The sequence below is a fragment of the Rhodanobacter sp. A1T4 genome, from assembly GCF_014207185.1.
Lineage (GTDB): Bacteria > Pseudomonadota > Gammaproteobacteria > Xanthomonadales > Rhodanobacteraceae > Rhodanobacter.
On record NZ_JACHCP010000011.1, the window covers coordinates 105659 to 119303 of the forward strand.

The 13645-nt window shown below is 55.4% G+C and carries 17 protein-coding genes; 12 read left to right on the plus strand and 5 right to left on the minus strand.

What is annotated here, in order from left to right; all coding sequences use genetic code 11:
* The first annotated feature begins 83 nt into the window (after positions 1-83).
* The 5 genes from HDE80_RS19900 to HDE80_RS19920 all read left to right on the plus strand — a co-directional run bounded on the left by HDE80_RS19900 (position 84) and on the right by HDE80_RS19920 (position 4918).
* Positions 84-3227, plus strand: a complete 3144-nt coding sequence (locus HDE80_RS19900) for a chemotaxis protein CheB (RefSeq protein WP_184673752.1) — start codon at positions 84-86, stop codon at positions 3225-3227.
* Positions 3224-3586, plus strand: a complete 363-nt coding sequence (locus tag HDE80_RS19905; protein ID WP_184673754.1) for a response regulator — start codon at positions 3224-3226, stop codon at positions 3584-3586. Before HDE80_RS19900 ends, HDE80_RS19905 begins: the two co-directional genes overlap by 4 nt.
* Positions 3587-3747: 161 nt before the next feature.
* A complete protein-coding gene (locus tag HDE80_RS19910) occupies positions 3748-4035 on the plus strand; it encodes a hypothetical protein (RefSeq protein ID WP_221437735.1) in 288 nt (95 codons plus the stop codon).
* Positions 4036-4223: 188 nt separating this feature from the next.
* Complete coding sequence (locus HDE80_RS19915) at positions 4224-4412, plus strand: hypothetical protein (protein WP_184673758.1); 189 nt, start codon at positions 4224-4226, stop codon at positions 4410-4412.
* 95 nt (positions 4413-4507) lie between these two features.
* Positions 4508-4918, plus strand: a complete 411-nt coding sequence (locus HDE80_RS19920; protein WP_184673760.1) for a host attachment family protein — start codon at positions 4508-4510, stop codon at positions 4916-4918.
* Between the two features lie 151 nt (positions 4919-5069).
* On the opposite strand, the gene HDE80_RS19925 is transcribed toward HDE80_RS19920, so the two are convergent.
* Entirely contained in the window at positions 5070-5513 is a 444-nt protein-coding gene (locus tag HDE80_RS19925; protein ID WP_255483994.1) for a hypothetical protein, read from the minus strand.
* 346 nt (positions 5514-5859) lie between these two features.
* Between HDE80_RS19925 and HDE80_RS19930 the strand changes: the two genes are divergently transcribed.
* The 5 genes from HDE80_RS19930 (at position 5860) to HDE80_RS19950 (ending at position 9661) form a co-directional block, all read left to right on the plus strand.
* Positions 5860-6276, plus strand: coding sequence for a hypothetical protein (locus tag HDE80_RS19930; protein WP_184673764.1), 417 nt, complete (start codon positions 5860-5862; stop codon positions 6274-6276).
* A 352-nt stretch (positions 6277-6628) separates the two neighbouring features.
* Positions 6629-7141 carry a DUF4142 domain-containing protein gene (locus HDE80_RS19935; protein ID WP_184673766.1) on the plus strand — a complete coding sequence of 171 codons (513 nt, stop codon included), beginning with the start codon at positions 6629-6631 and terminating at the stop codon, positions 7139-7141.
* A gap of 123 nt (positions 7142-7264) precedes the next feature.
* A complete protein-coding gene (locus tag HDE80_RS19940) occupies positions 7265-7708 on the plus strand; it encodes a hypothetical protein (protein WP_184673768.1) in 444 nt (147 codons plus the stop codon).
* Positions 7701-9017 (plus strand): sorbosone dehydrogenase family protein, encoded by a 1317-nt coding sequence (locus HDE80_RS19945; protein ID WP_184673770.1) that lies wholly within the window; start codon positions 7701-7703, stop codon positions 9015-9017. The genes HDE80_RS19940 and HDE80_RS19945 overlap by 8 nt, the downstream gene beginning before the upstream one ends.
* Before the next feature lie 458 nt (positions 9018-9475).
* Positions 9476-9661, plus strand: a complete 186-nt coding sequence (locus tag HDE80_RS19950) for a CsbD family protein (RefSeq protein WP_184673772.1) — start codon at positions 9476-9478, stop codon at positions 9659-9661.
* A gap of 75 nt (positions 9662-9736) precedes the next feature.
* Here the strand turns inward: HDE80_RS19950 and HDE80_RS19955 are convergent, their stop codons facing one another.
* On the minus strand, positions 9737-10441 hold the full coding sequence (locus HDE80_RS19955; protein WP_255483996.1) for a hypothetical protein: 705 nt from the start codon (positions 10439-10441) through the stop codon (positions 9737-9739).
* Between the two features lie 165 nt (positions 10442-10606).
* Positions 10607-10738, minus strand: a complete 132-nt coding sequence (locus HDE80_RS22290; RefSeq protein WP_255483997.1) for a hypothetical protein — start codon at positions 10736-10738, stop codon at positions 10607-10609.
* 295 nt (positions 10739-11033) lie between these two features.
* On the opposite strand from HDE80_RS22290, the gene HDE80_RS19960 reads away from it, so the two are divergent.
* Positions 11034-11651, plus strand: coding sequence for a type 1 glutamine amidotransferase domain-containing protein (locus HDE80_RS19960; protein WP_184673776.1), 618 nt, complete (start codon positions 11034-11036; stop codon positions 11649-11651).
* A 559-nt stretch (positions 11652-12210) separates the two neighbouring features.
* On the opposite strand, the gene HDE80_RS19970 is transcribed toward HDE80_RS19960, so the two are convergent.
* Complete coding sequence (locus tag HDE80_RS19970; protein ID WP_184673777.1) at positions 12211-12681, minus strand: hypothetical protein; 471 nt, start codon at positions 12679-12681, stop codon at positions 12211-12213.
* A 112-nt stretch (positions 12682-12793) separates the two neighbouring features.
* The gene (locus tag HDE80_RS19975; RefSeq protein ID WP_184673778.1) at positions 12794-13141 is read right to left on the minus strand and encodes a hypothetical protein; all 348 of its coding nucleotides are present in this window, start codon (positions 13139-13141) and stop codon (positions 12794-12796) included.
* A 286-nt stretch (positions 13142-13427) separates the two neighbouring features.
* On the opposite strand from HDE80_RS19975, the gene HDE80_RS19980 reads away from it, so the two are divergent.
* Positions 13428-13640: a hypothetical protein gene (locus tag HDE80_RS19980; RefSeq protein WP_184673779.1), complete on the plus strand. Its 213-nt coding sequence runs from the start codon at positions 13428-13430 to the stop codon at positions 13638-13640.
* Positions 13641-13645: the final 5 nt, after the last annotated feature.

Sequence of the window (13645 nt, forward strand, 5' to 3'; positions counted from 1 at the left end):
AGGGTGTGTAGTGCCGTAACATCGATGTGGTAGCTACCAAATTCACTATCGAATAAACCGCGCAGTCAATCCCTAAGGACTTCATGTCTATATCGACCCCATCGATCAGTTCCGCCACCGTGGTCGTTGGAATTGGTGCCTCTGCCGGTGGCGTCGAGGCATTGAGTGGCTTTTTCGATCACGGGCGTTTTGATGCGGCGCTACTCGATGTCAATGTTGCCTTCGTAATCGCCATGCATCTTTCCGCGCACCGTGAAAGCCAACTGCCAGAGATCCTTTCACGACGAACGACGCTGCGTGTTCTGCGCGCCGAACAGGATATGCCGATTGAAACGGGCACGATCTACGTCATAACCCCAGGGCAGGTGCTTTCGGTCAAGGACAAAAAGTTGCAGCTTTCACCGATCAATGTCATTGAGCGGCTCCCTTCAGCAGTGGATCGATTGTTCAATTCGTTGGCGGAAGACTATGCGGAAAACGCCATCGGCGTGGTGTTATCGGGCACCGGGGCCGATGGTGCGCTGGGACTGAAAGCGATCAAGGAGCGAGGCGGTTTGACGATTGCGCAGGGCGAGGATGGGTCAGTGCCGATGTTTTCCGGTATGCCGCGAAGCGCAATGGCAACAGGAGTCGTCGATCTACAACTGCCGGTGGAAGATATCGCGACACGGCTGTCGAGCTTGATCGCTTCGATGGAAAACGCATCGGGAAGCGGACTGACTAAGTCGGACGCGCTGAACGATGGTATTCGTCAGGAAATATGCGCGTTGCTGCAGATACAGGTCGGTCACGATTTCAGTGGTTACAAATCAAATACGTTTTTCCGTCGTGTGCAGCGTCGTATGCAGGTGCTACAGATCGAGTCGCTGGACAGCTATCTTGATTGCCTGAAGCACACGCCGACGGAGGTGACACTGTTATTCCACGACCTGTTGATCAGCGTGACCAGTTTCTTTCGTGACTCTGCGGCGTTCGCCATGCTCGAACAGCAGATTGTTCCACTGCTTTTCGAAGGCAAGAGTGAAAACGACGAAGTACGGGTCTGGGTGCCAGGCTGTGCCACCGGTGAAGAGGCCTACTCGCTTGGCATGCTGTTGCTGGAACATGCCCAGCGCTTAGGGCGCAAGTCGCCAGACATTCGCGTGTTTGCTTCGGATATTGACGGGCGGGCGCTTGCCATCGCACGCAAGGGCCGCTACCCGTCGGTATTGCTAGAGGGTGTCACCGCAGAGCGTCGTGGAAACTTCTTCGTCGAGGATCGCCGCTACTTTACGGTTCAGAAGTCGTTGCGCGAGATAGTCACTTTTTCTGATCACAACGCACTGCGTGACCCGCCGTTTTCGCGCATTGACCTAGTCTCTTGTCGCAACCTGCTTATATATCTCGCCGCTGAATTTCAGGATCGCATCCTGCCGATTCTGCATTATGCCTTGCGGCCCGAGGGATTTTTATTCGTCGGCGTGGCTGAAGGCGCAACCCGGCACAGCACTTTGTTTACGCCGATCAGTCGCGAGCACCGCGTTTTTCGCCGGTTGCCTAGCGCAACGCCGCATGCGCCGGCGCCATTGTTGGCGAAGGGCTTGGGTCCCACAATTCCTCGACATTTCGAAACAGGCTGGAATGACATGTCGAGTAAGTCGCTGCGTACGCAAATCGAGGCGCGCATTCTGACGGCACATGCACCGCCGTATGTGCTGGTCAACGGACAAGGGGACGCACTGTTCTATTCCGGACGTACCGGCAACTTTCTCGAGTTTGCACCTGGTGCGCCGAGCAAGAATCTGTTGAACAATGCGCGCAAAGAGCTTCGGCTGCTGCTTCGACGTGGTCTACACGAAGCGGTGGAAACCCAATTACTGGTCCATCTGCCGGAAGCTGCGGTGCATTCCGATGAGGGCCAGCGCCGTATTCAGATAAGTATTGAACCGTTTGATCAGGACAATGCGCCTCTATACCTAGTGCTATTCCATGATCATGGCGCGGTTACCACTCCGCCTGATCTGCCATTCCGTGGCGACTCGCAGAACACCGAACAGCTACAGCACGAACTACACGACGCGCGCGAACAACTGCAGTCGACCTACGAGGAGTTCGAAACGGCGATCGAAGAACTACGCGTATCCAACGAAGAGTTGATGTCGGTCAACGAGGAACTGCAGTCGTCGAACGAAGAGTTAGAAACCTCGAAGGAAGAACTGCAGTCTGTGAACGAGGAAATGCAGACCATCAACACCGAGATGTCCCATCACGTAGCGGCGCTGGACCAATCTAATGCCGATCTGCGCGGTTTGCTGGAGAGCACGCGCATTGCTACTGTTTTTTTAGATAAGGATTTAGCGATTCGCAGCTTCACTCCGGCGGCGACCGAAATATTTACGCTTATTCCCACGGATCGCGGTCGGCTGATTACGGATCTGTCACATCAGCTGAGCGACGTCAACATGCTGGAGAGCCTTCAAACTGCATTGATGAAAGGAAAACCCGCCGAAATATCCGTCAGTCGCAAGGACAGTCAAAGGCATTATCTGATGTCGCTGCTTCCTTATGGCGCAGCTGATGAGCGTGGCGGAGTGGTAATGACGTTTGTCGACATCACTCCGCTTGCCGAGGCCGACGCGCGTCACAAGACGATGATTGGCGAGCTTAATCATCGCGTGCGCAACATGCTGGCCGTGGTGAGTGCTATGGCGACCCAGACATTGCAATCGGCCAACACAGACGGATCGCTCGACCATTTTCTCGATCGATTGCATTCGATGGCGCGCACGTACAAGTTGCTCACCGAAACCGATTGGTCTTACATGTCGCTCAGCGAGCTATTTCGCGAGGAACTCAGTGTAATCGGCAGTCCGAACCGTTATGTGCTGACTGGGCCACCGGTGAAACTTCTACCTCGCGAGGCGCTGGCGCTGGGTATGGTGGTACACGAGTTGGCGACCAATGCACTGAAGCACGGTGCGCTCTCCAACGATGAAGGCATGGTCGCGGTGAGCTGGAAACTTATGGAATCGCCGAATGCAGCCATCGCCGTTCGCTGGCAGGAAAAGGGTGGACCTACGGTGGTACCGGCCACGCGGCGCGGATTCGGTTCGATCCTCATTGAACGCCAGCTTGCCTATGAACTCGACGGCAAAAGCGTGTTGGACTTCACCCCGGACGGTCTGATAGTTTCGCTAGACATCCCCCGTCTGGCCCAAGCTGCTTTGAATAAAGGTAGCACCCCGTGAACCATGACCAGCAGCTACTGGTCATGGTGGTGGAAGATGAGCTGATGATCGCCACTACCCTCGAGTTTGCTCTCGAATCGAAGGGCTATCGGGTACTTGGCCCAGTGGCGACGGTGAGCGAGGCATTGGCGCTGCTGGAAACCGCGACGCCCAATATCGCATTGATCGATTATCGGCTTGCGACCACGACTACTGAGGCGCTGCTTCCGTCGTTGGACTCTTTGCAGGTCTCCGTATGTGTGCTGACCGGGTATAACCCTGACCAATTGCCGCCAGCCTATTCTGAGTACACCAAGCTCGAAAAACCTTTTCGACTGAATACGTTGATGCAGGCGCTGGAAAAGCTGATAAGTGTTTAACGTTCTCGATTCTGAGATGCAAAAAAATATTGACTAAAACCTCGATATTGAAGATAGACTGAATTTATGAAGTCACCGGTGTCGATGTGAGCATACGTAGTCCAAAGGTTTTCATCTGCGAAGATGACTTTCTGCTTGCCGGCGCGTTGAGCGATGCGGTCATGCAACTTGGCTTCGTTGTCGAAGCCTGCGTAGGTAATATCGATAGCGCATTACGGGCCGCTATTAGCTCGGACAGCGACGTGGCGATCGTTGACCTAGATCTTCGTGGCGCGATGGCATACGAGGTAATCGACACTCTGACGCAACGCGGCATTCCTTACATTGTGGCAACCGGCGCGGCCGAAAGGAATATTCCCGCGCGCTATCAGCACGCGCCGCGCGTGATTAAGCCGTATGCGCTCGAGTCATTACGGCAGGCGATGACGAAAATTGGCGCGATAAGCTGACGATTCTCGTTTATCTCGACGTGTGCCAGCTATATATGCACCTTTGAGCTTCTGAAAATCGCTGAGCGTGGTTCGGTTTATGAGCTCTCATGGCAAAGCATGACCGCGTGTATTGCCGGCGGCCATGCGTCGACGTTCCCAAACGGCCAGCGAGATTACCTTCGTGACCCATCGAGGACGAGCACGGCATGGTCAATGTCGTGGTGTGGCGCACGATTGCCAAACGGCAGCGTCGCGTCTTGCTGAAATCCCAACTGCTGGCCATCGACGGGCAGTGGGAAGTGCAGGAGGGCGTTTGCCACTTGATCGCTCATCACTTGCACGATCTGACCCATTTACTCGGATCGCTCGACACACGGTCGAGAGATTTTCACTAGCGATGATCTGTTACCAAAGCTGTCACGCATCGATCGCTAAGGTCGGGAAAGTAGCGCAACGCTTTTGCTGCGCCGCCAATCATAAGGAGATATCGATGCGCAGGATTCCCGCTGGTACTTGGGTCGTCGTGGCCGATGGCACGCATGCCCGCTTATTCAAAAACGTTGGCAAACAAGACGCACTTCGCTTGATGCAGGAAGACATCATGAAGTTCGAAGCTATTGACGAGCAGGGGCAAGGACCCTCGGGTCATCGGCCGCCTGAGGAAAGCCCTGAGCAGAACGATGAAGCGACCTTTGCTAAGCAACTTGTCCATCGCCTCAATGCGGATGCACTAAAGCAAGAGTTCGAGCATCTGTTCTTGATTGCGGACCCGAAGACGTTGGGCGAGATTCGGCCACAGCTCCATGTCGAAACAACCAAGCGCATCATCGGCGAATTTGCTAAGACGCTTACCAACTCGACCTTGGAGGATATCGAGAAAATCCTGAAAGCAAACGATTAACCAAGACACCACATTCTTTAGCTCTTTTCCTCAATGCTGGCGAAATGTTTTCATGCCGCATCCTAGGTCTGCTACTCATGCTTCAAAGCTTAGTGGCGAAGTAGCTGGTTGAGTGAGTCTGCCATTGCCAAACGGGCGAGTAGCGAAACGATCAGGTCATTGCCGTAGGTGTACTGAAAGGCAGTGCCACCGCATCCGTGCTGACGATCGCTGAGGTGGCCGCGTCTAGTGGAACCTGCTCGCCATCAAGTACCACCAGGATGCGTCCGGAAGCGATTTCGTCCTCAAACTTGCGGCTGATGGAGTCGGGTACATTCATTCCTACCAGTGCACCGGTCCAGGCGCCCATGGCCGCACCGACCACAGCCATCGCGCCGACAACCGCGATAGTCAATCCCAGCGGCGGCACGGCTATGGCTATCAAACCCAGCAGCAAGCCGCTGCCTACGCCCAGCGTCACACCACGCAAGGCACCGGGACTAGAATCGTGGTGGTCGGTCAATCGGTGGTCGGGAATCTTTTCCAGCTCGATGTCGTCGCGGGCCACGAGCGAAATATCCTTGTCGGGTATATTTGCCCCACGCGCCGCATTCATCGCAGCTCTTGCTGTTTTTAGATCGGGTGTACTGAATACGCAACGGGTTTCATGATGTGCTCCTGTGGCTGCCATCTCACCGCATGCCTGATTTAAGCAGCTCACTCAAGTTCATAGGATTGTTTCGGCGCCAGTCCGGAGATAGTCGTCTGTAACCTCCGCATCTGCCCTCGACCGAATAGCTGCGTCGGGCTTTTTGCGCCAACTCAGCACTGCCGACTATTCCTGCGTACGCTGATGCAGAAACCTGTAAACACTTCAGACAACTGATGGTCCCGACAAGCGTGCGTTGAGACAATCGTTTTGACGACAATGAAGATCACTGAATCGGCTTGGGCGTCAATAAATGAAAATTTGGCGCTGCGACTGCGCGCCGAGATTTCCTGCAAATAGAAAGGCGCCCGAGAGCGCCTTTTGCTTCGATGCACAGTACCTGCGCACCTTAATCACTCAATGTGTGGAGCTGCTTGAAGTGGGATTGCCCATGGAATCCTTGCTCTTCATTGAATCATCGGATTTCATGGAATCGCCACTTTTCATGGAACCGTTGCTCATGGAACCCTGGTTCGTTGATTTTTTGTGTTTCATCGGCTTCGCGCTATCTTTTTTCATGCTATCGCTGGACATCGAATTACCGCTCTTCATTGAGTCCTGCTGCATGCTGCCATTGGTTGTTGATGGGGGTGTTTGTGGCGATGTGGGTGGCGTCGATTGCGCAAACGCCGCTCCCGAAATAAGAGCGCAACAGATAGCCATCGATTGAAGTACTGGTTTGATTGAATGCATGGTTCATCCTCCGAGAAAGCGCCTTCAGTGAGGCGGTACGGAGGCGCATCCGCATCGCTTTATCCTGCGCTTAAATCTCTTTTATCAACAAGCGCCGATGCATTACGCGACTTAAGCAATGAACGCCCTGTGAGGGGTCAGTGATGAGTGTTCTAACGCTTCGCTAGATCGATATAGACAAGCTAAGCGATAGGCGGGGACGGACGTTAGATATTCGATGCCCAAAGTCTTGGCGGTTTGCCAGGCGGTGTTTTTAATCGACCACCCACACTGAGCCATCACGGTCTCGCGCTCACGATGCAATCTCAAATAATGCTGGAGACATGCTAATGCAAATTAAAAATAAGCTAGTGGGAACCTTGGCGACGGTTGGCGCTTTGGTGCTCAGCCCCTTAGTAATGGCGCAGACAGGTGCAGCCGCTTCGTCGAAGCAGGACACCATGTTTGTCGCCAAAGCATCGGCGGGAGGCATGACAGAAATCCAGGCAAGCCAGTTGGCTGATTCCCACGCACAGTCCGCCGCCATTAAGAGCTTCGCCTCGACCATGGTGACTGACCACACCAAAGCTGGCGACATGCTTTCCTCCATCGCTCAGAAGGATGGATTCACGCCATCCACCGCGCCTATGCCGATGCAACAAAAGGAGTTGGCGCAGCTTGAGACGCTGAATGGCCCAGCCTTCGATAAAACATATAGCGCCATGATGTTGAAAGATCACCGCGAGACGATTGCGCTTTTCAAGAAAGAGGCCACGGCGGGCAAGAACGACGATTTAAAGGCGTTTGCTTCGCAGACATTGCCCACACTCCAGCAACATATGACGATGGCGAAAAAACTCTGATCGCAGCAAGCCATGATTGCGACGTTTGATTGGATCTAGAGGAAACAAAGCGCCTAGCGTGCTGAGTTTTTTATCCAGAAAATTTCTGTAGCACTTTCCGCCCTTCATAGAGAGCAACAGCCCATGAGCTCCCACCCCGCACCGCGTCGCTCTGTCGTCGTGAGAGCCCTCTACGGACTTCTCAATCCGATCCCGTTCGGATTTTTTGTCGCCGCGTTAGTCTTCGACATCATCTATGCACGTACGGCCGTGGTGCTGTGGGGAAAAAGTGCCGCCTGGCTCATCGCGATCGGCCTGCTGTTTGCGGTCATCCCGCGTCTAATCAATCTAGTGCAGGTTTGGATGACCCCTCGCGGTTTTGCCACGCGCTCCGACAAGCTCGACTTCTGGCTCAACCTGTTGGGCATTGTCGCGGCGATCTTCAATGCATTCGTGCATAGCCGCGATGCTTACGGCGTGATTCCCGAGGGCGTCTGGCTCTCGGCCTGCACCGTCATCCTGCTAGCCATCGGCCACATCGTCATCGCTTTGCAGCGCGACGCACCGAGAGATTTCATCCGTGAATAAGATCATCTACCGCAGCGTGCTCACGTTGGCACTCGTGTCTATTCTGGCTGGGTGCGACGAAAAGGCGTCACTGAATCAGGCGCAGCAGTCGGGCAGTGATCCCTCACTACCCAAGGCTCAGAACTTCCTGAAGCCACCCATGCAAGTTCCCGACGGCGTAGGTTGGAAACAAGGGCAGGCGCCTAAGGTGGCGGCTGGATTGAAGATCGAAGAGATCGCCAGCGGTTTGAAACACCCCCGCCAGCTCTACGTGCTCCCCAACGACGACATACTCGTGGTGGAATCCAATAGCCCTGGCACGGAACCGGTAACGACGCCTAAGCAATGGATTGCCGGCCTAATCAAGAATCGCTCAGGTAAAGGTGCCAAGGGCGGCAACAGAATCACGCTTCTACGCAAAAGCGGCGCAACTGGCGAATGGGAGAAACATATCTTTCTCGAGAATCTGAACTCGCCCTTCGGTGTACAGCTGATTGGTGATTCTCTCTATGTCGCCAACACCGACGGCATTGTGAAGTTTCCCTACATGACGGGGGAAACGCAGATAACGACACCCGCCGAGGCGTTCACGGACCTGCCGAACACGATCAATCACCATTGGACTAAGCCACTGCTGGCGAGTCCCGATGGCAAGAAGTTGTATGTCGGTATCGGCTCCAACAGCAACATCACTGAGAACGGGCTGGAGGTGGAATATCGACGTGCTGATGTGCTTGAGGTTGATGTCGTTACCGGCGCCAGTCGTATCTATGCCTCAGGTCTACGCAATCCGACAGGGCTCCAGTGGGAGCCGCAGACCGGCAAGCTCTGGGCGATCGCCAACGAACGCGATGAGATCGGTGCCGACTTGGTGCCGGACTATCTAACCGCCATCCAGGAAGGCGGCTTCTATGGCTGGCCCTACGGTTATTACGGCCAGCACGTTGATACCCGTGTGATGCCGCAGAGGCCGGACCTCGTCAAAAAGGCGATCAAGCCGGATTACGCGATCGGCTCGCATGTCGCCCCACTGGGTCTGCTGATGTCTAGCAACAACGCCTTGCCGGGTAAGTATCACAACGGTGCGTTTATTAGTGAACATGGCAGCTGGGATCGCTCACCACTGAGCGGTTACGCCGTCGTCTTTGTGGCCTTCCAGCAGGGTAAGCCGGTTGGCATTCCTCAGCCTGTGGTTACGGGCTTCTACTCGGACGACGAATCAAAGCTCTACGGCGCGCCGGTCGGGCTGGTACAGGATAAAGAAGGTGCCTTACTGATCGCGGACGATGTCGGCAACACCGTATGGCGCGTGACCACAGACAAGCGCTAAGGCCGACTGGGGTCCGGCAATGGTCCACGTTGCATCATCCGGTTAAAAGTGCATTGGAAGAGAAGATATTAGCCTCGATTATTTTGTCATGCCGAGTCACTGGATTAGTACCAAATTGTGATCGATTGGATGTTATTGAGATCGCCGACGAACGGATCAAACGAACCAAGAGCGATCTGAAGCGAAACGTCGGCGTAGAAGCTTCTCGAGATCCGGGTTAAGCGGGACCTCACATTGCGACGGAAACATCGTCCGTAACAGCGATGCGGATCGACCATTGAACAATGACGTGCATAGCGACGCATGATGGAGAGCGGCGCTGCAATCGTTACACAGTAAGCCGGTGATTTGCCGCTTCCAGAAATCGACATTTTTTGGCCTAAAGTTCACGTCAGCACGACTGTCGCGTGCCTATAACAAGTTGCCGCAACGTTGCGGCAACTCCTAGGATCCGCACGATGGACAAGAATAGAACCGAAGGCACGAAGCACGAAGTCAAAGGTGCCGTTAAAGAAGGGATTGGCAAGGTGACTGGCAATAAAACCAAAGAAGCGGCCGGCAACATCGAGAAGAACGCCGGCAAGGTTCAGAACGCCGCTGGTAAAGCCGCAGACAAAGAGCGTGATGCAGCCAAAAAGCACTGATTTCATGCGAAGCATCCAAAGAAAGGCCGATCATTACGACCGGCCTTTTCTTTTCTACGCTCCACCCCTAGCCCATTAGCGCAAGCGACGCGCCGGATACTTACGTAGGTGGTAAACGCGATGGATTTGCCCAGCGCCAAGCCAACCGCCGACGGCAGCGGCCAACAAGGACAGGAAGCCGCTGAGGAAAGCAATCCAAAGGGTCAGCGAGAGATAATGGGCTGCTTTTTCGGCCGCCATTTTTGATTCTGATCGTGCGGCATCAATTTGGGGCGTCAGTTTTTGAAGGGAGGCAGCCGCCGCCCCGGTGCTGGTGCCGGTATCTGCCGCCATCAACGCGGAGGCGACATCATCTTGGCCGGCGAGAAGGGCGGCGATGATCGGCGATGAATTACCGTGCTCGCGTCCGGTCAGTTGATATGAAATATTTGCGTCGAGCACACTGACCGCGGGGGTCATTGCAGGTCCGCCATGTCCCTCGGGTCCGGGCCCAGGTGCATCTCCATGGTGTCCGGACATCGCATGACCCAGGCCCATGGCAAGCCACAGCGCAGTCGCCGTCAAGGATAGGCCCCAAACCGTCACGCCATGCAACGCGCCGCTGGTGTCGTCATTGCGTCCATCGAACCACGCGGCAAACATACCGCCCAGGAAGAGTGCAGCGACCCACGTAACAATCATCCAGATTGCCGTGCCAATGCCAAAGCCTTTTGCACTGTTGGCCGCGTTCCAGGCGTCGAAGCTCGCGAAGCCCAAGGCTAGACCGGCGACATACAGCAAGCCCGCTGCTGCCGTGGCAACGAGCCAGCCGGCGATTACTGCTCGGAACCGCATAGCAGGGTGTTTCAACGCGACCGCGTCGCCGCTGGGTGAGTAAGACATATCCTTCTCCCGATAACTGATGATTTGGCTTGTGTGGGGCGATTGAAGCGATGTGCTTTCAGCTCACGCGCAGCCCTTGAGCAGCGCAAATAAGATCAGCAACGGAATGGGAACGCCCATAAGCCACAAGAGAACGTAGCCAATGCCTCCCTTTTCTTTGGACGAAGGCGGTGGTGTCGAATGTGTCTCGTTCATGATGTCTCCCTCTTGCGCGAACGGTTGACCGCTTGGCGCTCGTCGTCCCCAGAGCCGCCGCGGTGTGGCACTCTCGCCCGAGAGAGGTCGAGAGATCGTGATAGTGCGGCGTAATCGCTCGGCAAAAGAAAAGCGGCCTTCAAGCCGCTTTTAATCGTGCGCAGCGATCGGGAAGAGAGCGCCCTTGAGTCACGGCTCGCCTTGCTAGCGCAGCATCACCACACACTCACGGTGTAGCGACGTGCTGTACATGTTTCGTTGATCAAACTGCTGGCTCTACTCGACGGAGAACACCATGAGCACATCAGATACGAAACGGCCGGTAGCGAAGTCGGCCGCAAGAGAGAAAGCTTCTGACAAATCGGGCAGCGATGCATTCCGACTGAGTGGCCGCCATATTGCCATTCTCGCGACCGACGGCTTCGAGCAATCGGAGCTGACTGAACCGAAGCGATTGCTTGAAGAGGCTGGAGCCGAGGTCAGTGTGATCGCGCCGGGTGGTGCCAGTCAGATCAAGGGCTGGGACAAGAAAGATTGGGGCAAGTCGGTCGAAGTTGACGTGGCGTTATCTGAGGCAGACGAGTCGGACTACGATGCGCTAGTGCTTCCCGGTGGTGTAATGAATCCCGACAAGCTTCGACTTGAGCCGTCAGCGATAGAACTGATCAAGGCTTTCGATAAGTCCGGCAAGCCGATCGCGGCGATCTGCCATGGCCCGTGGACGCTGATCGACGCGGAGCTGGTGAAGGGTTCTACGATGACTTCATGGCCTTCGCTGCGCACGGATTTAGAAAACGCCGGTGCCACCTGGCAGGACCGTGAAGTCGTTCAAGATAGGCAGTTGATTACCAGTCGCAAGCCCGATGACATTCCCGCTTTCGTAGGGGCGCTCATCGATCAGTTGGCTGCATGAGTTTGATCTGGAACTGACCCAAAAAATCCTAACTTCCGTCGACCGATCACGAAATCATCTAGGCCGATAAAACGGCAACGTAGACATCGTTTGATTCAGCGTGCGACGCCGCACGGTCTTAGATGGGGTGGGGGCGGCTGTGCCGTTGCGCATATCAATCAGACTTATAATGCGGTCGCCATATGCGGCCTCCGTCAGACCGCCTTTACTTCACCGCCATCCATTCGTAGCGCGCTGCCAGTGAGCCACTTAGCACCTGGCGAAACAAGGAAAGCCATCAATTCGGGTATTTCTTCCGGTTTGCCGTAGCGAGCGATGTTCGCCTTTTGCGGAAATCGTGCGAAGCAAGCCGCCCACCGAAAACGCATGCAAGAAATGTAACAGTCGCTCGTCACACACAGCGAGAGAAGTTCACCATTGACCGACAGTTGACGAGTGCTCTTCGCAGCATTTGACGATGCTTTACACCATCGCGCGTCGGTGATGCCGTGTGGATATGCCGCGAGGTCCCGTTCTGAGGCGGATCACTGACACGTCGCGATACGCACCTCGATTTCGCTTAGCGGTCCGGCGTGAAGCGGCGAAACTCCCCCGACCAGCGCATCCGCGGCGACCTAAAATCGGCCATCACATCATTCGACGAATGCGGACGAATCACGATTTCCCCGTCGACCAGTTCATCGCAAAAGCGTCCACCCTGAGGTGGCTCGATGGCATAACGGCTGATGTGCGGATCACCGTGTACAAGGTGGGCATGCAAGACACAGATATGAGGTCCATGCACCTGTGCAACCAAGCGATGTGGCTCGAACCGGATTTCGGTGTAAACCCCATGGGGACTTCGGGCGTGGAGGACTCCATCAAAGAAAGGGGCCGGAGCAGTCGGCGCGCAAAGTACGCTGGCACTGATGCTCAAAAGCATGATGGAGACCCACGTTCTTGGCCGCTTCCATTTGGCAAGCGCACGGCCAGTGGGCCGGGTATATGCCGGGTCAGCGCGGACGACGGTGGAATCAGGCAGGGCATTCATCGGGGCATCTCGAAAAACGGCTGGCAATTAGACCATTTGGCGGTCGCACGCGCTGAGATCTGGCCTGCATTGTCGGGCGAGAACACCAAGCCGGAGAGGGAACTAACGAAGTCTACTGAACGGCGTTGAGATCATCGATGAGTGCCGGTGCCGCACCCACGAACGGATCGAACGGATGATCATGGCAATACTTGTCAACATATCGAGCTAGCGCAGCCAAGTTTGGAAATTGAGCGCCGTAGAGCTGCCGCTTCGGGTTGCGGGCGTTATAGCCAGAAACGTAGCCTCTGATCCAGAAGAGGTAGGCCGCACGTAGGTCTATGTCCGTCGCCGAAGCCGCCCATGCACTGCACGAACTGTCTTCGAAGGCGAGCATGTGAGTGGGTGCATCTTGGGCGCACGCAGCGCCCGAAACGCAAATCAATAAGGCCGTCCCAAAAGTTTTGATCGACACCTTCATTTACGCTGCCCTCAAAGTAAGAGCAGCCTATCAAATCATCCGCGCCAATCGCTTCCCTCAATTTGTCCGCCGCTCGCCTGGTCTACTCCAGCGCATTCGAAAATACTCCGCGAACGCCAATGGGGCCGTCGCCGATTTTTGGCGACGGGAAGCGATGGGCAGTGTGGCGCTACCGCGGCTAACCGCTCGCACTGTGAAGCGCGCGTGGTGGCCACGCGGAATTGGCTGCACGTCGCCCGCACGCGCATAACGAAATACTGGGCGCCACCTCGATGTGGAGCGCGTCATGAATAAGCAAATCCAGCCCGATGAAAACGGCAAAGACCGGCCGCCAGCGGGCGATGGAATTCCCGATGGCGAGGAGGCGCCTAGCAGGCCTGCAGGCGCACAGAGAGGCATCCCAGCACGAGACATCGACAAGAAAAACGCCGACCATGAGAATAAGGACGGCGGAGTTAAGGAGGATGGACGCGGGCGGTTGACGCGCGACAAAGAATGAAGCGT